The following is a 24,985-nucleotide window of genomic DNA, read 5'->3' on the forward strand; positions in this document are numbered from 1 at the left end:
CTTCTGGCAAGGCTGAACATATGTGTGCATCCAAATAGAAAGTCGCACACATATTATAGTGGAGCGCCTTATGAAGGTGTTGCCGACCGCCCGTATTCTTATCATTGATCCGCAAACTGACCGTCGCCAGAGCCTGCGAGAGGCTCTCGTCACTTTCGGCATTGGCGAAATTCTGGAAGCCGCCATGCTGGAAGAGATCTCACTTCGCCCCCCGGAAGCGGATTTGCTGGTGGTGCACGCGGACAACGCGGAAAATATCCCGGAAAATCCCTTTCGTGACGGCAATGGCATGCCGGCCGTCCTTATTGCCCCCCTGCCTGCCGCATCGCTGGAGCGCATGCAGATTCAGAAGGGATATGAGGGTGCCCTCGCCGCCCCCGCCGCGCCGCGCATGCTGTATCGCCGTATTGGCTGCGTGCTGCAACAGGCCCGGCGAGCCAGTAGGGCCATACGGCCCGAAACCCCTGAAGCGACAGAGGCCCCGGCCCCCCCATTGCCATAGATGCCCCAAGCGCGCGGCTCCCAATTTTTCACAGCGTCCCCATGCCTTGTCCCGATACCTTGTCCTGATACTTGGTCCTGATACCTCATCGGCCCTCATCTGCGCTTCACTGCCATTCACTTGCAGCTGAGCTGCCCCCATGGAACCGCCTCTTGCGTCCGGCATGAAGCGGGGCAAGCATAGTGGGACTCGGCTGTTTTCCACACAGCCCCAGCATGGGAGAGCTTCGTCATGACCTCGCGCGATGCCGCATCCAGTTCAGAGCTTGAACAGACCCTACAGGCCGTGGATGACGGACTGGAGGCTGCTCTGGCGCGGCTGTTCGCGTTTCTGCGCATTCCCTCCATCTCGACCGATCCGGCCTATGCAACCCAATGCCAGGAAGCAGCGGCATGGGCGGCGAAGGAACTGGTGGATCTCGGCTTCAGCGCCACGGTGCACGCCACGCCCGGCCATCCGGTTCTGGTCGCCCGCACGGATAGCGGCGCGCCCCGCCGCGTGCTGTTTTATGGCCATTATGATGTCCAGCCGGTCGATCCGCTGAATTTGTGGCACACCCCGCCTTTCGAGCCTCGCATGGGTGAAACGGAAGATGGACGACACACCATCGTGGCCCGCGGCGCAGCCGATGACAAAGGCCAGGTGATGACCTTCATCGAAGCCCTGCGCGCGCTCAAGACCACCACAGGCCATCTGCCGGTGGATGTAACGCTGCTGCTGGAGGGCGAGGAAGAATGCGGCTCCCCCAACCTGCCATCTTTCCTCGAAAGCCACGCCGCGGAGTTGAAAGCCGATATCGCTCTGGTGTGTGATACAGGGATGTGGGATGCAAAGACCCCCTCCATCACCACTTCCCTGCGCGGCATTCTGCATACCGAGCTGACCATTTCCGGCCCCAGCCGCGATCTGCATTCCGGCCTCTATGGCGGGGCGGCTCGCAACCCCATTCATGTGCTCTCGAAGATCATCGCCGATGTGCATGATGAGCAGGGCCGCGTCACCATTCCCGGCTTTTATGATGATGTGGTCGAGCCGCCAGCCGAGATTCTGGCGCGCTGGAAGGCCCTGAATTTCACCCCTGAAAGCTTCCTGAAGCCTGTCGGCCTGTCCGAACCGGCCGGCGAGCAGGACCGGCTGCTGATCGAACTGGTTCAGTCTCGCCCCACCTTCGAGATTAATGGCATTTATGGCGGCTATATCGGGGGTGGTTCAAAAACCATCATTCCCGCCACTGCCACAGCCAAGATCTCCTTCCGCCTGGTGGCCGATCAGGACCCGGCGAAGATCCGGGCCGCCTTCGAGCAGTTCGTGAAAGCGCGTCTGCCGGCGGATTGCCAGTTTGACCTTGCCACCGGCGAAGGTGCACGCGCCTTCATGGTGCCACCTGAAAGCGCTGACCTCACAGCCGCCAGCGCCGCCCTGAAAGCGGAATGGCAGGTGGAACCTGTGACCATCGGTTCCGGCGGCTCCATCCCGGTGGTGGGCCAGTTCCGCAAGCTTCTGGATCTGGATACACTCCTCATCGGCTTCGGTCTGGATGATGATCGGGTGCACTCCCCCAATGAGAAATATGACCTCACCTCCTTCCACAAGGGCACGCGCAGCTGGGTGCGCATTCTGGAAGCGCTGGCCTGAGGCCGGTGGGCGGCCTGAGGGAGTTTTCGCCGTTATCCCCATAATTCATTCACGGGGGAAAGCGGCGTGGCTATTGCATCCGCCGCCGTTGCGAGGAATCAGCGCGGCGGCGGCAAGAGGTCGGTAAGCTTCCCTCTGCTAGAGGAGCCCCTCACGGCAATGGACCACCAGAACACCATGCTTGATATTCCCGACAAGGGGGCTTCCGACCCCACCTATCGCCAGGTGCCCCACAATCTGGAGGCCGAACAGGCGCTGCTGGGCGCCATTCTGGTGAACAATGAAGCTTTCTACCGCGTTTCGGATTTTCTGGAGGCGCGCCATTTCCACGAGCAGCTTCATGCCCGGCTTTATGAGCTGGTGGGCGCGCTGGTGCGCGCCGGCAAGATCGCGACTCCCGTCACGCTGAAGACCTTCCTGCCGCCGGATCTGGATGTGGCCGGGCTCACCGGCCCTCAATATCTGGCGCGCCTTGCAGCCGAAGCCACCACCATCATCAATGCCGAGGATTATGGCCGCATCATCCATGATCTGTCGGTGCGGCGCGATCTCATCCTGATTGGCGAGGAAATCGTCAATGAGGCGTTCGATGCGGAAGTTGAGGCCTCCCCGCAGGAGCAGATTGAGCAGGCTGAAAAACGTCTGTACGAAATTGCCGAAACCGGCCGCTATGATGGCGGCTTCCAGCGCTTCGGCGAGGCGCTTAAGGAATCGGTGGACATGGCCTCCAAGGCCTTCCAGCGTGATGGCCACCTTTCCGGCATCGCCACCGCGCTGGATGATCTGGACCACCAGATGGGTGGCCTCCAGCCGTCGGATCTCATCATCCTCGCCGGCCGCCCGGCCATGGGCAAAACCTCGCTGGCCACCAATATCGCCTTCAATATTGCGGCGGCCTATCGGGGGGAAACCCGGCCGGATGGCTCTATCGAAAGCGTTTCCGGCGGCATTGTCGGTTTCTTCTCGCTGGAAATGAGCGCCGAGCAGCTCGCCACCCGTATTCTGGCCGAGCAGGCCGAGATCGCCTCTTACAAGATCCGCCGCGGCGACATCTCGGAAAGCGAGTTCTCGAAACTCGCCGCCGCCGCCCAGACCATGCAGACCATTCCGCTCTATATTGATGACACCGGCGGTATCTCCATTGCCCAGCTTGTGGCGCGCGCCCGCCGGCTGAAGCGTCAGCGCGGGCTGGATTTCATGGTGGTGGACTATCTCCAGCTGCTGTCCGGCTCGTCCAAGAGTTCATCTCAGGGGCGTGTGCAGGAAATCACCGAAATCACCACCGGCCTGAAAGCTCTGGCGAAAGAATTGCAAGTGCCCATCATGGCCCTGTCACAGCTCTCGCGTCAGGTGGAAACGCGCGATGACAAACGTCCGCAACTCTCGGATCTGCGTGAATCCGGCTCCATCGAGCAGGACGCTGACGTGGTGATGTTCGTGTATCGTGAGGAATATTACCTCAAGAATCGCGAACCCAAGCAGGGTACGGAAGAGTGGTTCCAGTGGGAAATCGAGATGAAATCAGCTGAGAACACAGCTGAAATCATCGTGGGCAAGCAGCGCCACGGCCCCACCGGCACCGTGAAGGTGCATTTCGAGCCACAATTCACGCGCTTCTCCAATCTCGCTCAGGACCAGCGCCTGTCCGATCACCACGAGTAACGGCCCCCGCAAGGGGCCCAGCTTCAACCCATCCACTCCAGCCCGTGCGGGGGAGAGACATGACGGCAGCGCAGACCCACGAGCATGAAACGGCCCATGCGGCCGGCCCCCGCTCGGGTGATGCCGCTGGTGCGGTGCTCACTATTGATCTTGGCGCCATAGCTGCAAACTGGCGCACCCTTGCCGATCTCGCCGGCCCGGCGGAATGCGCCGCCGTGGTGAAGGCCAATGCCTATGGGCTTGGTGTGGAATATGTAGCCCCTGCCCTGTGGGCCGAGGGTGCGCGCACCTTTTTTGTTGCGCATCTGCAAGAGGCACAGAAGCTTCGTCGCCTGCTGCCACAGGCCAATATTTATGCACTGAATGGCCTTCTGCCTGGCATGGCCCCGGCCTTTGCCGCAGATATGCTGCGCCCCGTTCTCGGCTCCCTGCCGGAAATTACGGAATGGGGAACCCATTGCCGTTCCGTCGGTGAAGACCTGCCGGCAGCCGTGCATGTGGATACCGGCATGCACCGGCTGGGCCTTTCCCTTCACGAAGCAGCGGAGATCGCCTCCACGCGGCATGAACTGGGCTTCACACCCAGCCTTGTCATGAGCCATCTGGCCTGCGCCGATACGCCGGATCACCCACTCACGGCCCGCCAGCAGGCCCGCTTCGCAGACATCGCCCGGCTGTTTGATGGCGTGCCGGCCTCACTTGCCAATTCCGCCGGCACATTGATGGGGGCGGATTATCACTTCAATCTGGTCCGTCCCGGCATCCTGCTTTATGGCGGCGGCGCAATTGAAGGCCGCCCGGCCCTGCGCCCTGCCGTAAGGCTGGCCGCGCGGATCATCCAGACTTGCCATGCTTCTGCGGGGGAAACCGTGGGCTATGGCGCGATGGAGCGGCTGGAACGCGACAGCCGGCTTGCTGTGGTTCATATCGGTTATGCTGATGGCTTTTTGCGCGCCGCCGGCTCCACGGATGTCCGCAAGGGGGCCGAGGCCATAGTGGCTGGCCAGCGCTGCCCTCTGGTGGGCCGCATCTCTATGGATCTGGCCACGCTGGATATTACCGACCTGCCTGAGAATACTCTGGAACGCGGCATGGAAGCGGAGTTTCTGGGGGCCGGCATCAGCGTGGATGAACTGGCAACCAAGGCCGGAACCATCGGATATGAGGTTCTGACATCCCTTGGCCCACGTTATGAGCGGCACTATCTGGCACCCTGACACCAGCCCCAGCCAGGTTTCCACAATCTTCTGACACGCAGAAGCTTTAGAAAAAATTCAGCTTTTCCGCCTGGCGCGCGGTCGTCAGCCGGAAAGGCTCGACCCTGCGCGCGAACACCCATAAACGCTTCGGTAACCATATGTGTGCAGCCTTGAAGCCAGCACCGCGCAACATCACACGCATCATTCAGCACCTGCGCCGACGTCTGCCCCGAAAGGACATCGGCCCGCCCTCACGGAACGGGAGAGATCCATGTCGAACGAGACCACCTCGCACCAGACAGCCCTTCTGCCGGAGCAGCAAAGCCTTGTGGAAAGCTTCATCACCTCCGGCCGTTATGAGGGGCCGCACGCCGTCATCACAGCCGCGCTGAAGCTGCTGCGCGAAAAGGAGCGCGAGCGCACGGCCCGCCTCAGCGCACTTCACGCGGCGCTGGCGGCCGAAACGCCCAAAGCGGATACGTTTCGCGCTGTAAATGCCATGCATGGCCTGGAGGAAGCTTCCAGCGAAATTGAGCGCCTGCTGGCCTCTGCCAATCTGGCTGCCAGCAGCGCCGCCAGCGCAAACTGAAGCTGCCGCGCCGGGCACGTTCTGCCGCATGATGCGCCCTGCCAAGAGGGCGCCCATAAGGATACGCCAAAAGAATGCACCCAATGGCGGCCCGTTGGTGCGGCCGCGTCCATCCGCCGGCCGCACCGCAAACCGTCAATCCTGAGCGTCTTCAGCCAGAGCCCGCAGGCGACGCAGCAGCGCCTTGTCACGGTGCTGGATGGCCTTTTCAAACTGCGCATCATCCAGCCTGTCGAAAGCATCAGCCAACATTTTCTGCGTAGCTTCATCCAGATGCGGCGCGCCCAGATCTGCCCACCAGGTTTCCACTGCTGGACCCAGATGCTCGAGAAAATGGGCCATGCCGCCGCGCCCACCGCCCAGATTGAAGGTCATGCTCGGCCCCATAATGGCCCAGCGCTGCCCCGGCCCGGCGGAAACAGCCAGATCAATATCTTCAACTGAGGCCACACCTTGCTGCGCCAGATACACGGCCTCCCGCCAGATCGCGCCCTGTAGGCGGTTGGCGACATGGCCCACCACTTCCTTGTGCAGACGGATGGGAGTTTTGCCGATAGCCCGGTAGAAAGCGGTTGCAGCCTCCACACAGGCCTCGGTTGTCTGCTTGCCGGGCACCACTTCCACCAGCGGAATGAGATGGGGCGGATTGAAGGGATGCCCCACGAGGAACCGCTCGGGGCGCGTCATCAGCTCCTGCAAGGCACTGGGCATGATGCCGGAGGTGGAAGAGGCGATGATCGCGTCATCAGCCAGCCCGGCCTCAAGGCGCGCATAGGTTTCGCGCTTGATTTCAAGACGCTCGGGCGCATTTTCCTGAACGAACTGCGCGCCCGTGGCCGCATCCTCAATCCGGGCATGGAAACTCAGTGCCGCCTGCGCGGCCTCCAGCGTCAGCCCCTTTGTCTGCCCCAGATTTTCCAGCGCCGGCCAGGCATTGGCCACGAAAGCCCGCAGCCGCTCTTCCGCACCGGGGGCGGGGTCATTGGCGCGCACCTTCAGCCCGGCCGCCAGAAACAAAGACACCCAGCTTGAACCAATAACGCCGACGCCAATCACCGCAATGGTTTCGGGCTGTGAAGAAACAGGCATGTCATATCCTCAAAATCGGATGGGAACAGATGCGGCGGATGAAATTCACCCCGCACCCGGAATGGCGGCTGCCCGTCTGGCCGCTCCGGTCGGCGGCATCGCCATTTCATCTGGAAGCGTGCACCATGTGCACGGCTACTCCATGGCGAAATGGGATGCAGGGCGCATCATACTCCGCCATATCTGTTTGATATAAGGCACATCCCTGCATTTTGTGAAGCTATGCGGGCACAGCCTCTCCCCCACGAAAATGCATGTGTACAAAGGAATCCCCCACATTCTCGGCACAGGCCCGCAATCATCGCTAGACTGCGCGCGCCGGAACGGGATTCGCCCGCGCCTGTCTCTTATCTGTTGCAGCGGAACATCCATGGCCAAGCGTGCCGCATCTTCCTTTACCTGCCAGGCCTGCGGCGCGGTCTATTCGCGCTGGCAGGGCAAATGTGATGCCTGCGGCGAGTGGAACAGCATTGCCGAGGAAACCGCTGTCGTCGCCAGCGTGCCTGCCGCACAGCGTGCCGGGCGCAAGGGCCGTGCCGTGGCCCTTCAGAGCCTTCAGGGCGCGGGGGAAGCTGCGCCTCGCCTCATTTCCGGCATTGGCGAACTGGACAGGGTAGCCGGTGGGGGTTTCGTGCCCGGCTCCATCCTGCTGATTGGCGGTGATCCCGGCATCGGCAAATCCACCCTTCTGGTTCAGGCTTCCGCCGCACTTTCGGCCCATGGGCTGCGCGTGGTCTATGTTTCCGGTGAAGAAGCGGTGGATCAGGTGCGCATGCGCGCCCAGCGGCTCGGCCTTGCCGATGCGCAAGTGGGGCTGGCCGCCGAAACCAATGCCGAGAATATTCTCGCCACCCTCGCCTCCGGCCCGCCGGTCCAATTTGTGGTGATCGATTCCATCCAGACAATGTGGTCTGACAGTGTGGAATCCGCGCCCGGCACGGTCACGCAGGTGCGCACCTCGGCACAATTGCTGGTGCGTTATGCCAAGCAGGCGGGCGCTTGTGTCATCCTTGTGGGACACGTCACCAAGGATGGACAGATCGCCGGCCCCCGCGTGGTGGAGCATATGGTGGACGCTGTTTTCTCCTTCGAGGGGGATGGCGCACATCAGTTCCGCATTCTGCGGGCACAGAAAAACCGCTTCGGCCCCACCGATGAGATCGGCGTGTTCGAGATGACAGGCGGTGGCCTGCGGGAAGTCGCCAACCCATCCGAGCTGTTTCTGTCCCACCGCGATCTGGGCGCGCCGGGCACCGCGGTGTTTGCCGGCATGGAAGGCACACGGCCCGTGCTGGTGGAAATTCAGGCTCTGGTCGCCCCCTCCTCTCTTGGCACACCGCGCCGGGCAGTTGTGGGGTGGGACCCGGCCCGCCTGTCCATGGTTCTGGCCGTGCTGGATGCCCGCTGCGGTGTGCGGCTGGGCGGGCATGATGTGTATCTGAATGTCGCCGGCGGCCTGCGTATTGGCGAGCCGGCGGCAGATCTGGCCGTAGCGGCCGCGCTGGTATCTTCGCTCACTGGCGCGCCCTTGCCGGCCGATGCGGTCTATTTCGGCGAAGTCAGTCTCACCGGAGCGGTACGGCAGGTATCGCAGGCCCCGGCCCGGCTGAAGGAAGCCGCCAAGCTTGGCTTCGCCCGCGCTGTCATTCCTTCCAGCGCGCCGGATGGCAGCGCCCCACCCGTGGAGGTGGAGGCAGTCTCCTCCCTCGCCCAACTCGTCGCCACCATCGCCGCACGCGCGCCCCGCCGTTCAAAACCGCGTGAGGTGGAAAGCCGGCACGAGAGTGAAGACGATGATGCCTGAGATTCACAGCGCGGTCACAAACCATGCAGCGGATGGATGACGAGAGCCGCTCCGCAAGCTATATGACAGCCGCAAAGTGTTCTTGTGGGCGGCGCGCCTCGGCCCGACGCTGCCCAACGAAACCACCCGCAGAGAAATCTGCGCCGCACTTACCACGGACCCGATGTTCTGATGCCAGTCACCCTACTCGATATCATCGTGATTTCAGTGATGCTGATTTCAGGAATCCTCGCCATGGTGCGAGGGTTGATAAGAGAAGTTCTCAGCATCATGTCCTGGGTTGCGGCGGCTGCCGTTACCGTACTGTTCTACAAACAGGCCCTGCCTTTTGTGAAACAATACATCTCACAGGACATGGCGGCCACGGCGACAACTGTCGCCATTTTGTTTCTTGGCACGCTTCTCATAGCCTCCATCATTACCGCGCGCATCTCCGATCTGGTTCTGGACAGTCGAATCGGGGCGCTGGACCGCACTCTCGGCTTCCTGTTCGGGCTGGCGCGCGGCCTTCTGCTGATGGTCGTTGCGTTCCTCTTCTTCAACTGGCTGGTGCCGGTGAAAGCCCAGCCGGTCTGGATTCTGGACTCAAAATCCCGGCCCACCCTCCAGAGCATAGGTGACTGGCTCATCGCGCAGTTGCCGGAAGACCCGGAAAACACCATTCTAAACAAATTGAAGAAGCAGCCCTTCCCACAGGATGGCTCGGATGCCCCCACCTCGCCCGTAGGGGGCCAGGGCGCCGGCACCGGGGGAAGCGGAATGCCGGCAACACACACGCAGGGCACGAACCCGGCCTCCGGCTATAAGGGCTCTGACCAGCGCGGTTTGGACCAACTTCTGGAAAGCACGCACGGCGCCGGCCAATAGGCCGCACGGGCGGAGGTGCGCTATGAAGATTGAACGCGAAGATGAGACATGCGGCGCGGGCGAAGCCCTGCTTCCGCAACATCATATGGCAGAGAACATGGCCGATAGCCTGGATTTTGACATGGATGGCGACCGCCTGCGTGAAGAGTGCGGCGTTTTCGGCATCTACAATCACCCCCACGCTGCCGCGCTTACGGCCATTGGCCTGCACGCCTTGCAGCACCGCGGGCAAGAAGCTGCCGGCATCGTCTCCTTTGATGGCAAGCGCTATCATTCCGAGCGTCGCCTGGGGCTGGTTGGAGATGCCTTCTCCGACGCGAACGTGATTGATCGCCTGCCCGGACAGGCCGCCATCGGTCATGTGCGCTATTCCACGACCGGCGAAACCCTGCTGCGCAATGTGCAGCCGCTGTTTGCCGAACTGGATGCCGGCGGCTTCGCCGTGGGCCACAATGGCAACCTCACCAATGGCATCACCCTGCGCAAGCAGCTGGTGCGGGATGGTGCCATCACCCAGTCCACCACGGATACCGAGGTCATCCTCCATCTGGTGGCGCGCTCCAAGAAGCCCCGCTTCATTGATCGCTTCATTGACGCCATCCGCTCGCTGGAGGGTGCCTATTCTCTGGTGGCCCTCACCAACAAGAAGCTGATCGGCGCGCGCGACCCGCTGGGCATTCGCCCGCTGGTGCTGGGCATGCTGGATGATGCCCCCATCCTCGCTTCCGAGACCTGCGCGCTCGACATTATCGGCGCACGCTATGTGCGTGATATCGAAAATGGCGAGGTGGTCGTCATTGATGAGGATGGGGTGAACTCCTTCAAGCCGTTCCCGGAAATGGCGCCGCGCCCCTGCATTTTTGAATATATCTATTTCGCCCGGCCGGATTCCATCGTCAGCGGACGCTCCGTCTATCAGGTCCGCAAGAAGATGGGCCAGGTGCTGGCGGAAGAAAGCCCCGCCAATGCCGATGTGATTGTGCCCGTGCCGGATTCCGGCGTGCCGGCGGCCATCGGCTTTTCCCAGTATTCCGGCATTCCCTATGAGTTGGGGATCATCCGCAACCACTATGTGGGCCGCACCTTCATTCAGCCCACCCAGTCCATCCGCGATCAGGGCGTGCGCATGAAGCACTCTGCCAACCGCTCCGTGGTGGAAGGCAAGAGCATTGTGTTGGTGGATGACAGCCTTGTACGCGGCACCACCTCGGTGAAAATCGTGAAGATGATGCGTGAGGCCGGGGCGAAGGAAGTGCATTTCCGCATCGCCTCTCCGCCCATCACCCATCCCGATTATTACGGTATTGATACGCCGGACCGCGACAAGCTGCTGGCCGCCACCCATGATCTGGAGAGCATGCGCCGTTATATTGGCGCGGACTCGCTCGCCTTCATCACGGTGGATGGTGTGTATCGCGCCATGGGCTATGAGGGACGTGATCCGGTCCATCCGCAATTCACGGATCATTGCTTCACCGGCGATTACCCGACTGCGCTGACAGACCGGGCCTGTGCGGCCGGAGCCCAGCAACTCTCCCTGCTGGCGGAAGCAAGCTGAAACGCATAAAGCAACGGGGCCCTCGGGCCCCGTTTTCCTTTCCGCCTCCGGGATTGCCCTCTCAGGGCTCCAATCCGGCCCGAGAGCATACAGCTGCGAAGCTTTATATACGGGGATAGCGCTTCAGCATCTGAAGCTGGGCCTGTGCCCAATGCTCCCGCCCCCGCCATTGCGGGCACCCGTCTTCCCACCACAGAGCCAGCGCCCGCCGACGCACGCGGTCGCGTTCCCAGCCCGTCAGCCCGCCCTGCTCTTCAGCCTGCCCCTCCGTCCGGGAGGATGCGCCATGGGCAGATGCAGCCCTTGTGGCTGTTTCGCGAGAAGTGTGCGGCATCTTGTCCTCCTCTTCAGCGCGCAGCCCCAGACAATTCCACAGGCGAAAAACTGCCGCGCCTACAGGTTGAACGCATCTGGTGGCACACAAGTTCCCACCCCTGCTAAAAATTCGTGTCATGCGCCCCGCACTGATGCAAAATGCGCTGATGCGCTCCATAAGCGCCGCTAGAATGCGGAGGCGGACAACAACTATTCCGGTTGGCTGCTCCAAGCCCTCTACCAGCTGAGGAAAGGCGTGTTCATGCTGAGTTCCATCGGCCTGACAAGAGTCGCCACAACCCTTGTCTCAAGCCTCGCCATCATTGCTGTTGCGGCAAGCGCAGCGCCACCCGGCGCGCGAGCCGCACCGGCGGAAGCGCCCGCAGAAACCGCCGCGCCTTCCTCCACCCAAACTGCGCCGACACCGGCAAAAACCGATCAGGAAGTGCAGGCCGCTCTTATCCGCATGAGCAGCTATCTGGCCGCCCTGAAAAGCTTCGAGCTGACAACAGACACCACCATGGAACTGGTGGGCCCTGCCGGCCATCAGATCGAGGCCACGGGCCATGCCCATTACTGGGCGCAGCGCCCCAACAAGCTGCGCATTGATACAGTGAACGGTACGCTGAGCCGCCAATATATCTTTGACGGCAAAACCCTCACGCTTGTCGCTCCCGATCATGGCTATTACGCCAGCGAGCGCACTCCGCCCACCATTCAGGAAGCGCTGGCCTTCGCGGCCCAGTCCCTCAGCGTCGAGCTACCCCTGTCCGATCTCTTCAGCTGGAATGCGGAAAACTCCCCGCTCAAGCAATTTGAGTTCGGCACACTCATTGGCTCCGTGCGGCTGGGAGATGTGGAGGCAGATCACTATCTGCTGGTCGGCAAAGATGCGGATCTGGAGCTTTGGGTGCAAAAGGGTGAAGCTCCGCTGCCGCTGAAAATCTCTATTGTAGACCGGAGCGTTGCCAGCCATCCACGCTTCACCGCCCGCCTGAGCTGGACACCGGATGCGCAGATTTCCGATACCGTATTTGCCTTTGCTCCAGCCAAGGAGATGAAAGGCATCTCTTTCCGCAAGAATGAAAAACCCGGCAAGGAAGACAAGTGATGAGACATGTCCTCACATCCCGTCCGCGCCGCGGCCTGCGTGCGGCGGTTATGGGCGTGGCGGCGCTCTCGGCGACCTTTCTGGCCCTGCTCCCGCTACAGGCTGATGCGCGCGGATTTGGCGGAGGTGGCTTTCACGGTGGGTTCGGGGGTGGCTTTGGAGGCGGAGGCTTCCATGGTGACATGATGGGCCCGCGCATGAACATGGCGCCGCATTTCAATGCCCCGGCTTTCCGGCCCCCACCGCCAGATTTTGGCCATGCCGGCATGCCCGGCGGCCCCGGCCACATGCCCCCGCCACCACCTCCGGGCGGGCCTGGCCATATGCCGCCTCCGGGGCCGGGCTACGGGCCGCATCCTGTTCCTCCGCCGCCCGGTCCGGCTTATGGGCCTCACCCCTATTATGGGCCGCATCCCTTTCCGCCGCCCCCTCCGGGCTTGCACCCTTACCCGCCACCCTTCCCGCTGCCTGTCGGTGCAGGCTTCTATCCGGGAGCCTGGTGGGTGGGCACCGCCGCTGCCACCGCTCTGGCCATGGGAAGCGCCGTGTATCAGCTGCCGCCAACCTGTTCACAGGTCATTGTAGGCAATGTCAGCTATCAGCAGTGCGGCCCCAACTGGTTCAAGCCCCAGTTCAATGGCGGTCAGGTTATCTACCGGGTCGTTCCCGGCCCCTACTGAGCCGAATACAAGAAAAGCCGGGCAGCTTGCCCGGCTTTTTCATGCCGTGCACAGGCCCTCAGGGCAACAGGCCACGCACCAGAAGATCGTGATATTCCGCAGCCACATCTTCTGCGGATTTGCCGCCGCCGGGGCGGAACCAGCGCACCATCCAGCTCAACAGGGAAAGAACGGCGCGGCCTGTTGCAGCCTTGTCCACCGCACGGAAGGAGCCATCCTCCACTCCATCAGCGATGATCTGGCGCAGAAGCCCTTCATGCGCATCACGCAGCAGCAGCGCATTCCCCTTCAACTGGCTCTGCATGCCGCTGAAGCCCACCAGCATGGTGGCGAAGCAATCATAGTTGTCGGCCAGAAAGCGGGCATGCGCCACCATATACTGGCGTAGACGCTCCACCGGCGCATCTTCCGGGCGCACGGCCGCTGCCGCCGTTTCATAAAGGCCCGTGAGCGAGAAGATGATAATCGCGTCGTAAATATCCTGTTTTGACGAAAAATAATTGTATATTGCCCCCTTGGAATAACCCATGGCTGCCGCCAGTTCGCTGAGCGAGCTGGCTTCATACCCTTTGTGGGCAAACAGACGGGCGGCCTGCTGTACAATCTGCGCCCGTGGATCATCCCGCAAAGGGGGGCGACCTGGCCCTTTCTCACCGGGAGAGCGGGGTGATGAGGCTGAGCGTCCCCCGGAAGAGCGGCCAGCAGGACGCCCCGGCCGCCTCCCGGTCTTGCGGCCAGCGGCTCCCTCATCCACAGGCACCATTCCGTCAGGGGCAAGGCTGGCTTCATCCGGTCCATGGACCGCCTGCGGGCGCGACGCGTCATTCCCAGGCGTTTTCTTTTCCGGCTTTCCGTCCAACTGCCCCTTGTCCCGCTCTGCCATTCCATTCTCCCTGCCGGGGCGTGAAAGCCCACGCCTACGCCCGGCCCGCCTCGCCTGATTCCACTGAACGGCAAACCCCAGCCTTATGGCCCAGCTTTGCCGATTGGCGAAACGCGGCACAAATTCAGGCCACACGCCATTTCTTGCAACCCCTCCCGCCTTTGCTCCATGCGCGGCGCGAAGAGCCCCTTGACCGCCCCCTAATAATTATATACCGACTGGTCGGAATTAAATTCAACCCGGCGAGAGATGACCGCCGGCACAACGCCGCAGGGAGTGCTTCATGTCCGCTTCATCTTCCAAGCCTGTTTTCGACTGGACCGACCCGCTCGACCTCTCCAGCCAGCTCACCGAAGATGAGCGCATGGTGCAGGAAACCGCCCGTGCTTATGCGCAGGAAAAGCTGCTGCCGCGCGTCACCTCCGCTTATCTGGATGAGCGCTTCGACCGCGAAATCATGAGCGAAATGGGTGAGCTGGGCCTGCTCGGCTCCACCATTCCCGAAGAATATGGCGGAGCGGGGCTGGGCTATGTCTCCTATGGCCTGGCCGCCCGTGAGGTGGAGCGGGTGGATTCGGGCTATCGCTCGGCCATGAGCGTGCAATCCTCTCTGGTGATGCACCCCATCTATGCCTACGGCTCGGAAGAGCAGCGCAAGAAATATCTGCCCAAGCTCGCCACCGGCGAGTGGGTGGGCTGCTTCGGCCTGACCGAGCCGGATGCCGGTTCCGACCCGGCCGGCATGCGCACCCGCGCTGAAAAAATTGATGGTGGCTACCGCCTGACCGGCACCAAGATGTGGATCACCAACTCCCCCATCGCCGACCTCGCCGTAGTCTGGGCGAAATCTGCCGCTCATGACAATGCCATTCGCGGCTTTGTGGTGGAGCGTGGCACCAAAGGTTTCTCCACCCCCAAGATTGACGGCAAGCTCTCGCTGCGCGCCTCCATCACCGGCGAAGTGGTGCTGGACGGGGCCGAGATTCCAGAAGAAAACCTGCTGCCCAACGTCTCTGGCCTCTCCGGCCCGTTCGGCTGCCTCAACCGGGCGCGTTATGGCATTGGCTGGGGCGCCATGGGTGCGGCTGAAGCCTGTTATGCTGCGGCGCGTCAATATACGCTGGACCGTCAGCAGTTCGGTCGTCCGCTGGCCCAGACCCAGCTGGTTCAGAAGAAGCTGGCTGACATGCTGACCGAAATCTCCATGGGCCTGCAAACCTGCCTGCGCGTGGGCCGCATGTTTGATGAAGGCCATCTGCCGCCGCAGGTCATCTCCATCATCAAGCGCAACAATTGCGGCAAGGCACTGGATATTGCCCGCATGGCCCGCGACATGCACGGCGGCAATGGCATTTCCGCCGAATTCCACGTTATCCGTCACGCTGCCAATCTGGAAACGGTGAACACCTATGAGGGCACGCATGATGTGCATGCGCTGATCCTCGGCCGCGCCATCACCGGGCTTCAGGCTTTCTACTGAGGCTGAACAGCCCAGCCGGGCAGGCGCAATCCTGTCCGGGTTACGGCCCTCTTCAGGGCAAGGTGCCCCCTGCCTTGCCGCAAGGCGGCGAAGCTGTCATGGCTGGAACCCCATGAACCGCTTCGCCGCCCTTTTTGATCTGCTCTCGCGTGAGCATGCCGCCCCAGCTCGGTTGCGGATGATGACGGATTATTTTCGGCGCACGCCAGATCCTGATCGCGGCTTTGCACTCGGGCTTCTGACAGGCAGCATCACCCTGCCGCGCCTTTCCCCCGCCCGGCTGCGCGCATTGGCCGGCCTGCGCACGGACCCGGTGCTGTTCCAGCTTTCGCATGATTATGTCGGCGATCTTGCCGAAACCATTGCGCTGACATGGCCACTGACAGGGCCGCTATCGCAGCCCACGCCTTCACACACGGCAGCGGCAGCCCCAAGACAAACGACGGAGCCACCGCTTTTTCTTTCCGAAATCGACCACATCTGGCCGACACTGCCCTCCTCTGCGCAGGTACAAACCCTTGCCCTCTGGCTCGACAGGCTGGATGATCTTGGCCGCTGGGCCCTGCTGAAACTTCTGACAGGCGGCCTGAAACCACTGGAAACACCCCACCTGCCCCGCGCCGCAATTGCAGCTCTGGACCCACAGGGGCAGCACACATCCGAGGAAGTGGCGACGCTCTGCTCCGGGCTGGAGCCGCCTTATGAAGGGCTGTTCGCCTATATGGAACGGCGCGGCCCGCGCCCCATCCTCACGCGACCGGCACCCTTCCACCCCCTGATGCCAGTGGGGGAGCTGCCCGCCGGTGGGCTTGAAAGCGTCACCCCTGAAAGCCATCTTGCGGAATGGAAATGGGATGGGCTTCGGGCGGAACTGGTTTGCGCCAATACAGCCGAAGGGTCACTTGTTACACGTCTTTACAGTGCATCCGGTGAAGAACTGACACGCCACTTCCCGGAAATGGAGCAGCTTCTGTCCGGCCCCGCCCTTGTGGATGGCCTCGTGCTCATGTGGCACAAGGGCCGCGCCCATCCCTTCGCCCGGCTTCAGAAACGGCTGGAACGCTCGCGCCAGCCCCCTCAGCTCATGGCGCAATATCCCGCCCATTTCATCGCCTGCGATCTTCTGGAGGAGAATGGGGAAGATTTGCGCCGCCTGCCCCTCTTTGCCCGTCGCGCCCGGCTGGAAGCCCTGCTGAAGCGGCATGAAAGTTCAACCCATCTCAGCCTCTCGCCTCTTCTGCCCTTCTCCGGGCCGGCAGATCTTGCAGCTCTGCATGAAGCTCCCCCAGCGTCAGGGCCATATGCCGAAGCGACGCGCGGGCTGTTGCTGAAGCCTGCCCTCTCCCCTTACCGGCCTGCGGCAACAGCAGAAACAGCAGAACCGAGATGGTGGAGCTGGCCGCGCGCACCCCGGCGCATCAAGGCTGTCCTGCTCTATGTACAGCGTGCCCGCCATGCCCCGCAGCTTCTGGAGGCGACCTTCGGCCTGTGGCGGGATGGCACGCAGGTAGAAGAACTGGTGCCAGTGGGAAAGGCCCTTCTCGATCTGCCCGAGACGGAGCGCAACGCGGTAGCACACTTTGTGCAGGCTGAAACCATCAATCGTTTCGGCCCTGTGCGGGAGGTGGCGCATGATGCAGATCACGGGCTGGTTCTGGAGATTGCCTTTGAAGGAGTTTCCCACTCCACCCGGCATCGGTGCGGGCTCATCCTGCGCACGCCAAGCATCATGCACGTGAATGCAGGCATGGCACCAGTGGCGGCGGGCAGGCTCTCAGCCCTTCAGGCTCTTCTGCCTGCGGAAAGCTGACGCTCTATTGGCTGGCCCAGATAATGCGCGCCATCCATTCCAGATTTTCCAGTGCGATTTTCCGGTCTTCGTAATCCGGGTTGAGTGAGCGCAGCTCGACGAAATGCACGGTGCGGCGTGCCAGCTCCTTGGCCAGAACCTCTCCCTCACGGGTTTTGGCCACCACCCTGTCGCCCTTGCGGATGGAGGCTTCCGGCGAGACCACCACCACATCCCCCGCCCGATAGACAGGCAGCATGGAATCCCCTGAAATTTCTAGGGCATAGGCGTGGTTATCCTCCACCTCGGGGAAAATGACCTCATCCCAGCCCGTACCCGCCGGAAAGCCGGCATCATCAAAGAAACCGCCGTTTCCCGCCTGGGCAAAGCCGATTTGCGGAATGGCCCGCAAGGGTTTGTGCGCCTGCGCCTGATAACGGAAGCTACCGCCCGCATCCTCCTCAAAACCGGAGGCAGAGTGCAACCGCCCCCGCTCCGGCTGGAGCAAGGCGAAGAAATTTTCCATACTGGTGCCGGTGGCTGCCAATGCCTTGGCGATGCTCTCCGTAGAGGGCCAGCGCATCCGCCCATCTGCCGTGATACGCTTGGAGCGGTTGAATGTGGTGGGGTCCAGCCCCGCATGCCGGGCAAGGCCGGAAGTGGACAGCCCATGTGCTTCGGCGAGATGATCCAGTGCGCGCCAGATCTGGCCATGGGTCAGCGTCGACATTCACACCCTCCCGCAAGGCTGGCACCATTATGGGGCGATCATAAGATTATGTTCCTTATTTGTACAGGACAATATTCCTACCACAAACTCCACCCAGACAATGGCAGAGCTGCTGCGCAGGTGAAGCAAAAATGCTCTATAGAGCATTTGCCCCTACCTATGAGAGCCGCACCATGCCCCACTCCAGCCCGCCCGCCCCGCGCCTGATCTACAAGATCTGCCCCGCCGATTTATGGGTGCAGGCGCAGGAGAAAGGCGTGTTTGAAGGCGCTCCGGTAGATCATGCGGATGGCTATATCCATTTTTCCACCGCAGAACAGGCGCGTGAAACCGCACGGCGTCACTTCTCCGGGCAAACCGGCCTGAAGCTGATTGCCGTGGATAGGCATGCGTTGGGGCCTGCCCTGAAATGGGAGCCTTCCCGTGGTGGCGCATTGTTTCCGCATCTTTATACGGCGCTGCCTCTTTCTGCCGTACTGTGGGTGAAGGAACTGCCCCTTGGCGCAGATGGCGCCCATCTCTTCCCAACGGAAGATGATTTTCTATCCGACGAGGCGTGATGCTCACTCAGGAAGCGTAAAGGTTCTGCGCGCCAGCACGGGCAAGCGCAGGGCCAGCAGGCCGCCACGCGCCAGAAACAGGCCCAGCATGGCCAGCCACAGCCCATGGTTTCCCCATGCCCTCATGCTCCACCACAGCAGCAAATAGATCGCAACGGCCACCAGCATCATGTTGCGCATATCGCGCGACCAGAGCGCCCCGATAAAGACGCCATCCAGCACGAAAGCCAGCACACCGGCCAGAGGCATCAGCGCGGCATAAAGCAGGAAGTGGCGCGCCTCCGCCCGCACCTCCGGGCTGGTTGTCATCAGATCAATGCCCCATGGCCCAACCAGCATGAACAGTGCAAATGCCACAAGGGCACAGCCAAAGCCCCACAGGATTATCAGCCGGATTCCCCTCATGAAAGGTGCGCGCCGGCGCGCACCGGCGGCCGAACCGCAGATCTGTTCCGCAGCTGTGGCGAAGCCATCCAGAAAATAGACGGCCAGCAATCCCATATTCTGCAACAGCCCGTTTGCAGCCAATGTCGCATCACCCGCACGCGCGCCCTGCCCCGCAAAGAAAGCGAAGGTGAACATCAGCGCCGCTGTGCGGATCATGATATCGCCATTGAGCATGAAGGTGCTGGCCAGGCGCGCCTTGTCCAGCAGCACGGCCCGCGGCACCATGAGCCTGAAGCCCAGCAGCCGGGCGCAGATCAGCAAACCCACGAGAGTGCCTGCGGCCTCGGCCATCAGCGCCCCGGCTCCCGCGCCGGCCACGCCCAGCCCCAGAACCAGAACCAGAAGGGCGCTCAGAACCATGTTCAGGGCATTCATGCCCGCCTGCACCAGCAGGGCCAGCCCGGTGCGCCCCAGGCCAGTGAGCCAGCCCAGCACCACATAATTGGCCAGCGTGAAGGGGGCCGCGAAAATGCGGATATGAAAATAATCAGCAACCGCTGCATTCACTTCCGGGCTGGCGCCGGCCAGATGCAGGGAGAGCCACAACAATGGCAACTGTAACAGCACCATCACCAGCCCGCACAGGCCAGCAAACAGCAGCGCACGCAACAAGACAGCACGCTGCTCTTGCGCATCCCTGCGGCCTTGCGCCTGCGCCACCAGCCCCACCGTGCCCATGCGCAGGAAGCCGAACATCCAGAACAGCATATCGAAGATGACAGCGCCCAGCGCCACCCCGCCCAGCAGGGCGGCATCTCCCAGCCGCCCGACAACGGCAGTGTTCGTCAGCCCCAGCAGTGGCGTGGTGAGATGCGCCAATGTCATTGGCAGGGCAATCGCCAGAACCCGGCGATGCGTCACCACCTCAGCCACACCATGCATGGTCACACGCTCCTTCAGCGCCGAGCGGATGCGATACGCATGATGAGCCACAACGGAATGACGATGACAGCGCCCAGCAGGAAATAACGCCACAATCCTTCAAGGGCATCAAAGCCGAAGGTGAAGAGATTGCGCACCAGCCGTTCAAGGCTCTTGAAGATATTCATGGGGTCCAGCCCCAGCGCCGCGAGAATGACCCCCACCACAATGGACAGGACCACCAGACGCACCAGAACCCAGGCGGGCGAGCCGCCAAAGAACCGGGTGAGCTGATTGTTCTCGGACATGGACCATCTCCTGTGACAGGCGCGCATCTCAAACGCGGCCTCGGGGCAGGGAAAATGGCGCGCATGCCGCCTTCCTGCAAGCCCCGCGATATCGCAGCCGCGTCCGCCTTGCAAAAGAGACGAGATAGAACCTGCGGAGGCAAGGCAGCCCCGACACACAACCACATAAAGAAAAACCGGCGACAGGAGCTGTCGCCGGCATCATCTCACCTTCCCCTGCATCAAACAGGGGCAACCCACAAGCCTATCAGGCCTGATTCTTGCCCGTTGCGGCCGGCAACTGGGCGGAAGAGGAAATCTTGCTCTGCACCAGCTCGGCCAGTTCCATCATTTCCGTATTCCAAGCCATGGCGGCCTGCTGGAAATAGGACATTTCCTTGGTCAGCATATTGGCAGCATTCTGCTCGCGGGAAAGCTCGGAGAAAAACTGCATCTGCTCCTGCGCACGGCGACCCAGAAAAGACTGGAAGTGAGAAGCAACCGCTACCGGGCAATCGAAATAGAGGTTTTTCCACATGGTCATGGGCCAGCCGGCCGCCGGCATGCCCGCATTCCACGCAGCGGGGCTGAATGCGTTGCTGTTCAGCGCATCCGTATTCCACGCACCGGGGTTCCAGGCCTTGGCCATATTCGGAAAAAACGGGTTATTGGTCATCTGGCGTCTCCTTCTCACACCGGCGGTGCCATACGCCAGCGCCCCCTGACTGCTTTAACTCTATCAGCCAAGCATCCGGCAAAGTTCGACACAGGACAATGCGCCATATCAAATTCAGCGATATGAACACATGCTATCTATTCTGCCTCTATCCAGATCTTTCGCAAGCCCGTAAAACGGAGAAAGAGGATGGCGCATGTTTTGACATGATAATGTTGCGCATTCGTGCGCCAGCTTCTGTTGAAACAAATGGGGCATCAAGCTGATGCTGCATGGGGGGAGAGAAGAATGAGCGAGCTTCCGCAAGGCTTCCACCGGGTGCGCATGGAACTGGCCCGGGAAAAGGACTTCCCCGAAGGCTCCCGTGAATTCGGCTACACCTTTGTTCTGCCACTGAAGGAAGGCGGGAAAATCGACCCCGACATGTGGCACAAGCATCGTGATATGTGCCGTGTTGTAAAGTTCCGCCCGGACGAGAAAGACGAAGTCGGCCATCTGCTGCGCCGCCCCGGCGGAAGCTGGGCCTTCCGCTATGATGTCAACGGCACCGATGATGATGAGCCCGGCTATCGCTTCGGGGATGAAAATTTCGTGGTGGGCGAATATATCTCCGTGAAGGAAGATGATGACATGCACACCTTCCGCATCATTTCTGTCGAGCCGGCCTGAAACTGACTGTTCAGGGCCGGCATCACGCCCCGGCAAGTGCTGACATGAAAAAGGGCGCCCCACATGAAGGCGCCCTTTTTTATATTCCCAGCGGAAAAGATGCAGGGGCGCTCGCCGCCCCTGCGATACCCGTTCAGCCTTCGTGATTTTCGGCCACCAGCCGGTCCAGCAGACGCACACCCCAGCCCGCGCCCCAGCTCTTGTTGATATCGCTGGCCGGCGACGCCATGGCCGTGCCGGCAATATCCACATGCGCCCAAGGTGTCTTGTCGACATAACGTTGCAGGAACTGCGCCGCCGTGATGGAACCGCCAAAGCGCCCGCCGGTATTCTTCATGTCGGCGAACTTGCTGTCGATCAGCTTGTCATATTCCGGGGCGAGCGGCATGCGCCACACCTTCTCACCACTGCTGGCGCCAGCAGCGGTCAGTGCCTCGGCCAGTTCATCATCATTGGAGAAGAGACCGGCATATTCCTGCCCCAGCGCCACCATGATGGCTCCGGTGAGGGTGGCGAGATCCACCATCAGCTTCGGCTTGAAGGTTTCCTTCGTGTACCAGAGCACATCTGCCAGCACGAGCCGGCCTTCCGCATCCGTGTTGATGATCTCGATGGTCTGGCCGGACATGGAGGTGACGATATCCCCCGGACGCTGCGCCGCGCCATCCGGCATATTCTCAACCAGGCCGATGACGCCAATGGCATTGACCTTGGCCTTGCGGGCCGCCAGCGCATAGAGCGTGCCGGTAACGCAGGCCGCGCCACCCATATCGCCCTTCATGTCTTCCATGCCAGCGCCGGGCTTGATGGAGATGCCGCCGCTGTCGAAGGTCACGCCCTTGCCGATAAAGGCGAGCGGAGCCTCATCCTTCTTGCCGCCATTCCAGCGCATCACCACCACGCGGCTTTCCTTGATGGAGCCCTGCCCCACCCCCAGCAGCGCGCGCATATTCAGCTTGGCCAGTGCCGGTTCGTCCAGCACATCCACCTCAACACCCACGGCGGACAGACGCTCCTGCGCCCGACGGGCGAATTCCGGCGGGTCCAGCACATTTGGCGGCTCATTCACCAGATCCCGCGCAAAGAGCACGCCTTCACCCACGGCCTCGCGGGTGGTCCAGGCCTTTTCAGCCGAGGCCTCTTCGGCCACCTGAAGGTGAAGCTCAAGGCTCTCGCGGGCGGGTTCGTCCTTCTTCTTTGTCTTGTAGCGATCAAAGGCATAGCTGCGCAGACGCAGGCCCAAAGCCAGTTCGGCCACATCTTCCGCCGCCAGAGAGCCACCGGGCAGCTCAGCCACCACCGTGGCCTCCTTTGCGCCAGCAGGAATGCGCCCGGCGATGACGCCGCCCAGCTTGAGAAAATCCTTCGCCTTCAGCTCATCCGCCTTGCCGACGGAGATGATGACAAGACGCGGCACCTGCTGAAGGCCGGCCGGCGCCAGCATATCCACGCAGCTGAAAGCCTTGCCCTTGAAACGCTCGGCATCGAAAGCCCGTGTCAGGGCGTCATCGACCGGGTTTAGCAGCTTCTGCGCAATAGGGCCGAAGGCCAGGCTCTCGTCGGTGAGCACGATCAGCACACCTTTCGGGGCTGCGCTGAGCTTGGCAAACGAGATATTCACAGGTTCGGACATGCGATACTCCAGAGCATGAAGAATTGAGTCAGGCCGAATTTCTGGTTCCTGCTCAGGGCATATCAGGCTGAGCAATGACAACAGCACTGAAGGCATCAGGACCATGCCTCATATCAACTGAACAGGAATACAAAGGCGAAACATCGGTCAATATCATGCACACACAGTGGCATGCACACGGTTACGTCCGGCTTCCTTTGCCTTGTAGAGCTGACGATCCGCCTGCGCCATCAGCTCCGAGAAAGGAACATGCGAGGTGTCTGTGTAGGCGATTCCCACACTCACCGTGAAATGCACCTCTGCCTCTCCCACCTGAATATGTTCATTTTCAATGGCCTGCCGCATATGCTCCGCGCGTTGAGCGGCCTGCTCTACTGAAATGTGCGCGATGATGATGAGAAATTCTTCGCCACCGATACGCGCCGCGAAATCCTGCTCGCGCAGATTTCTGGCGATGATCTGCCCGCATTGCCGAATGGCATGATCGCCAATGACATGCCCATACATATCATTGATGCTCTTGAACTTATCGATATCAATAATGAAAATCGCGCAATTTCTGAAACCGTCGCTGAAATTGGCTTGCAACTTTTGCTCCAGCCCCTGACGGTTTGGCAGCCCCGTAAGAGCATCGTGCAAAGCGACGCGACGCAGCGCGATCGCTCCCCGCTCATAGGCCATTGAGAGGGAAAAAGCGCCCGAGGCAACGATATGGATCGCCGCAGAAAAAAGGTGAATGTGCAGAAAGCCATCGCCCGGAAGCAGGCTGCTCATGCCCTGCTCAAGCAACCAGCCCTGTGCAGTGCGCAGGATGGAAGAGACAAGAATGATGCCATAGGCTGCCACCAGCCCCCAGCGCGAGGACAATCGCTCCTGACGCTCTGAAGCCAGAGTATAAATGATAACAACAATCTGCGCAGAAATAGCGATATTGACGCCACCAAATACAATACTGGCACCAATATGTTTCTCAAAATAAAGTAAAATAAAAACCAGAAATGTGAGAAGCGCTGAAAAGGTAAAAGATGGCGCATGGCCGAAAAAGGCACGCACAGCCTGCCAGCGAAAGCTCAACCCAATGACGAGAAGGCAATTTGGAAACAGAAGATTTGGGTTCCTGGTGTCGATCAACCAGGAAAACATAATGAATGCGATAGAAAGCAGCACATTCGAAATGGCAAGATTGGCCCAGTAAATCCGGTTATTCTGACCCACCCAAGCAAAAATATAGACGACCGCAAATACAAACAATGAGACCGCATTGACAGTAAAGAGCGTATAGGCATCCAGATGGTAACTACTGTCCATTGGCGCTCATCCTGCGTTCTCCACATTCAAGCGACTGCCGATCTGACCGAGGCATGAAATACATAATGGAGCAAAAAACAGCTTATTTCGCGGCGACCTTCAACTTGCGACTTCCTTTATGAGACAGCCGCGGCGCACAGGCAACCGCGGCTGTCTCAATTCATCAGCCCCCTCATGAAGAGGGAGAAGCTTCAGCCTCACTCGGCGGAAGCGGCCTCCTCAGCGGCCGGCTCTTCAGCCGAGGCATTGGCGGCAGCAGCCTTCTCGGCCTTCTCGGCGGCGCGCTCCTTGGCCTTGTCGCCCGGCTCACCCTTCTTCGGGTTGTTGCGGGCCTCACGCTTCAGAAGGCCAGCCTCATCGAAGAAACGCGCGACGCGATCGGTCGGCTGCGCACCCTTTTCAAGCCAGGCCTTGGCCTTCTCCACGTCCAGCACCACGCGGTTGTCGGCATCCTTGGCCAGCAGCGGGTTGAAAGAACCGATACGGTCGATGAAACGACCATCACGCGGGGCGCGGGAATCGGCCACAACGATGCGGTAGTAAGGGCGCTTCTTGGCGCCACCACGGGAGAGGCGGATCTTCAGGGACATATGATTTTCCTTTGTTCAATGTCTGAATTAAGAGATTTTCGGAAGGCTGACGGCGCGCGCC

General features: G+C 61.1%; 25 protein-coding genes. 14 read left to right on the forward strand and 11 right to left on the reverse strand.

From position 1 onward, the window contains the following. The first annotated feature begins 70 nt into the window (after nt 1–70). The 4 genes from ACT6QH_RS13435 (at nt 71) to alr (ending at nt 5,016) form a co-directional block, all read left to right on the forward strand. Nucleotides 71–502 (forward strand): hypothetical protein, encoded by a 432-nt coding sequence (locus ACT6QH_RS13435; RefSeq protein WP_444975323.1) that lies wholly within the window; start codon nt 71–73, stop codon nt 500–502. Between the two features lie 231 nt (nt 503–733). Continuing rightward, a complete protein-coding gene (locus ACT6QH_RS13440; RefSeq protein ID WP_444975324.1) occupies nt 734–2,137 on the forward strand; it encodes a M20/M25/M40 family metallo-hydrolase in 1,404 nt (467 codons plus the stop codon). Between the two features lie 177 nt (nt 2,138–2,314). Continuing rightward, nucleotides 2,315–3,799 carry a replicative DNA helicase gene (locus ACT6QH_RS13445; protein WP_444975364.1) on the forward strand — a complete coding sequence of 495 codons (1,485 nt, stop codon included), beginning with the start codon at nt 2,315–2,317 and terminating at the stop codon, nt 3,797–3,799. A 59-nt stretch (nt 3,800–3,858) separates the two neighbouring features. Next, a complete protein-coding gene (alr, locus tag ACT6QH_RS13450) occupies nt 3,859–5,016 on the forward strand; it encodes an alanine racemase (RefSeq protein WP_444975325.1) in 1,158 nt (385 codons plus the stop codon). Nucleotides 5,017–5,062: 46 nt separating this feature from the next. Here alr and ACT6QH_RS13455 read toward each other — a convergent pair whose 3' ends face one another. Continuing rightward, nucleotides 5,063–5,203: a hypothetical protein gene (locus ACT6QH_RS13455; RefSeq protein WP_444975326.1), complete on the reverse strand. Its 141-nt coding sequence runs from the start codon at nt 5,201–5,203 to the stop codon at nt 5,063–5,065. A 66-nt stretch (nt 5,204–5,269) separates the two neighbouring features. On the opposite strand from ACT6QH_RS13455, the gene ACT6QH_RS13460 reads away from it, so the two are divergent. Further along, on the forward strand, nt 5,270–5,587 hold the full coding sequence (locus ACT6QH_RS13460) for a type II toxin-antitoxin system ParD family antitoxin (RefSeq protein ID WP_444975327.1): 318 nt from the start codon (nt 5,270–5,272) through the stop codon (nt 5,585–5,587). Nucleotides 5,588–5,722: 135 nt separating this feature from the next. Here the strand turns inward: ACT6QH_RS13460 and ACT6QH_RS13465 are convergent, their stop codons facing one another. Next, a complete protein-coding gene (locus ACT6QH_RS13465) occupies nt 5,723–6,676 on the reverse strand; it encodes a 3-hydroxyacyl-CoA dehydrogenase NAD-binding domain-containing protein (protein ID WP_444975328.1) in 954 nt (317 codons plus the stop codon). 370 nt (nt 6,677–7,046) lie between these two features. Between ACT6QH_RS13465 and radA the strand changes: the two genes are divergently transcribed. The 3 genes from radA (at nt 7,047) to purF (ending at nt 10,905) form a co-directional block, all read left to right on the forward strand. Beyond that, complete coding sequence (radA, locus tag ACT6QH_RS13470) at nt 7,047–8,480, forward strand: DNA repair protein RadA (RefSeq protein ID WP_444975329.1); 1,434 nt, start codon at nt 7,047–7,049, stop codon at nt 8,478–8,480. A gap of 171 nt (nt 8,481–8,651) precedes the next feature. Then, nucleotides 8,652–9,347 carry a CvpA family protein gene (locus tag ACT6QH_RS13475; protein ID WP_444975330.1) on the forward strand — a complete coding sequence of 232 codons (696 nt, stop codon included), beginning with the start codon at nt 8,652–8,654 and terminating at the stop codon, nt 9,345–9,347. Between the two features lie 85 nt (nt 9,348–9,432). Next, the gene (purF, locus tag ACT6QH_RS13480; protein WP_444975365.1) at nt 9,433–10,905 is read left to right on the forward strand and encodes an amidophosphoribosyltransferase; all 1,473 of its coding nucleotides are present in this window, start codon (nt 9,433–9,435) and stop codon (nt 10,903–10,905) included. Between the two features lie 103 nt (nt 10,906–11,008). Here purF and ACT6QH_RS13485 read toward each other — a convergent pair whose 3' ends face one another. Continuing rightward, complete coding sequence (locus ACT6QH_RS13485) at nt 11,009–11,239, reverse strand: hypothetical protein (RefSeq protein ID WP_444975331.1); 231 nt, start codon at nt 11,237–11,239, stop codon at nt 11,009–11,011. Between the two features lie 243 nt (nt 11,240–11,482). Here ACT6QH_RS13485 and ACT6QH_RS13490 point away from each other — a divergent pair, with 243 nt between their 5' ends. Together ACT6QH_RS13490 and ACT6QH_RS13495 are read left to right on the forward strand one after the other, a co-directional pair. Further along, the gene (locus tag ACT6QH_RS13490) at nt 11,483–12,331 is read left to right on the forward strand and encodes a DUF2092 domain-containing protein (RefSeq protein ID WP_444975332.1); all 849 of its coding nucleotides are present in this window, start codon (nt 11,483–11,485) and stop codon (nt 12,329–12,331) included. Further along, nucleotides 12,331–13,011 carry a hypothetical protein gene (locus tag ACT6QH_RS13495; RefSeq protein ID WP_444975333.1) on the forward strand — a complete coding sequence of 227 codons (681 nt, stop codon included), beginning with the start codon at nt 12,331–12,333 and terminating at the stop codon, nt 13,009–13,011. The genes ACT6QH_RS13490 and ACT6QH_RS13495 overlap by 1 nt, the downstream gene beginning before the upstream one ends. A 58-nt stretch (nt 13,012–13,069) precedes the next feature. Here ACT6QH_RS13495 and ACT6QH_RS13500 read toward each other — a convergent pair whose 3' ends face one another. Beyond that, nucleotides 13,070–13,894, reverse strand: a complete 825-nt coding sequence (locus ACT6QH_RS13500) for a TetR/AcrR family transcriptional regulator (RefSeq protein ID WP_444975334.1) — start codon at nt 13,892–13,894, stop codon at nt 13,070–13,072. 283 nt (nt 13,895–14,177) lie between these two features. On the opposite strand from ACT6QH_RS13500, the gene ACT6QH_RS13505 reads away from it, so the two are divergent. Further along, nucleotides 14,178–15,374, forward strand: a complete 1,197-nt coding sequence (locus tag ACT6QH_RS13505; protein ID WP_444975335.1) for an acyl-CoA dehydrogenase — start codon at nt 14,178–14,180, stop codon at nt 15,372–15,374. 112 nt (nt 15,375–15,486) lie between these two features. Beyond that, nucleotides 15,487–17,184, forward strand: a complete 1,698-nt coding sequence (locus ACT6QH_RS13510) for a cisplatin damage response ATP-dependent DNA ligase (RefSeq protein WP_444975336.1) — start codon at nt 15,487–15,489, stop codon at nt 17,182–17,184. A 4-nt stretch (nt 17,185–17,188) separates the two neighbouring features. Here the strand turns inward: ACT6QH_RS13510 and ACT6QH_RS13515 are convergent, their stop codons facing one another. Further along, nucleotides 17,189–17,893 carry a S24 family peptidase gene (locus ACT6QH_RS13515; RefSeq protein ID WP_444975337.1) on the reverse strand — a complete coding sequence of 235 codons (705 nt, stop codon included), beginning with the start codon at nt 17,891–17,893 and terminating at the stop codon, nt 17,189–17,191. A gap of 173 nt (nt 17,894–18,066) precedes the next feature. Here ACT6QH_RS13515 and ACT6QH_RS13520 point away from each other — a divergent pair, with 173 nt between their 5' ends. Continuing rightward, nucleotides 18,067–18,453, forward strand: coding sequence for a DUF952 domain-containing protein (locus ACT6QH_RS13520; protein WP_444975366.1), 387 nt, complete (start codon nt 18,067–18,069; stop codon nt 18,451–18,453). A 3-nt stretch (nt 18,454–18,456) separates the two neighbouring features. Here the strand turns inward: ACT6QH_RS13520 and ACT6QH_RS13525 are convergent, their stop codons facing one another. From ACT6QH_RS13525 to ACT6QH_RS13535, 3 genes are all read right to left on the reverse strand, one after another. Then, nucleotides 18,457–19,833, reverse strand: coding sequence for an MATE family efflux transporter (locus ACT6QH_RS13525; protein ID WP_444975338.1), 1,377 nt, complete (start codon nt 19,831–19,833; stop codon nt 18,457–18,459). Beyond that, nucleotides 19,797–20,069: a DUF6460 domain-containing protein gene (locus tag ACT6QH_RS13530; protein WP_444975339.1), complete on the reverse strand. Its 273-nt coding sequence runs from the start codon at nt 20,067–20,069 to the stop codon at nt 19,797–19,799. The genes ACT6QH_RS13525 and ACT6QH_RS13530 overlap by 37 nt, the downstream gene beginning before the upstream one ends. Before the next feature lie 247 nt (nt 20,070–20,316). Further along, nucleotides 20,317–20,724, reverse strand: coding sequence for a hypothetical protein (locus ACT6QH_RS13535; RefSeq protein ID WP_444975340.1), 408 nt, complete (start codon nt 20,722–20,724; stop codon nt 20,317–20,319). 288 nt (nt 20,725–21,012) lie between these two features. Here ACT6QH_RS13535 and ACT6QH_RS13540 point away from each other — a divergent pair, with 288 nt between their 5' ends. Then, nucleotides 21,013–21,393: a hypothetical protein gene (locus ACT6QH_RS13540; RefSeq protein WP_444975341.1), complete on the forward strand. Its 381-nt coding sequence runs from the start codon at nt 21,013–21,015 to the stop codon at nt 21,391–21,393. Between the two features lie 133 nt (nt 21,394–21,526). On the opposite strand, the gene ACT6QH_RS13545 is transcribed toward ACT6QH_RS13540, so the two are convergent. The 3 genes from ACT6QH_RS13545 to rpsP all read right to left on the reverse strand — a co-directional run bounded on the left by ACT6QH_RS13545 (nt 21,527) and on the right by rpsP (nt 24,924). After that, nucleotides 21,527–23,026 carry a leucyl aminopeptidase gene (locus ACT6QH_RS13545; RefSeq protein ID WP_444975342.1) on the reverse strand — a complete coding sequence of 500 codons (1,500 nt, stop codon included), beginning with the start codon at nt 23,024–23,026 and terminating at the stop codon, nt 21,527–21,529. A 153-nt stretch (nt 23,027–23,179) separates the two neighbouring features. After that, the gene (locus tag ACT6QH_RS13550; RefSeq protein ID WP_444975343.1) at nt 23,180–24,334 is read right to left on the reverse strand and encodes a GGDEF domain-containing protein; all 1,155 of its coding nucleotides are present in this window, start codon (nt 24,332–24,334) and stop codon (nt 23,180–23,182) included. Nucleotides 24,335–24,531: 197 nt separating this feature from the next. Continuing rightward, the gene (gene rpsP / locus ACT6QH_RS13555; protein WP_444975344.1) at nt 24,532–24,924 is read right to left on the reverse strand and encodes a 30S ribosomal protein S16; all 393 of its coding nucleotides are present in this window, start codon (nt 24,922–24,924) and stop codon (nt 24,532–24,534) included. Between the last annotated feature and the right edge of the window lie 61 nt (nt 24,925–24,985).

It is taken from the genome of Haloleucobacter albus (assembly GCF_052492075.1).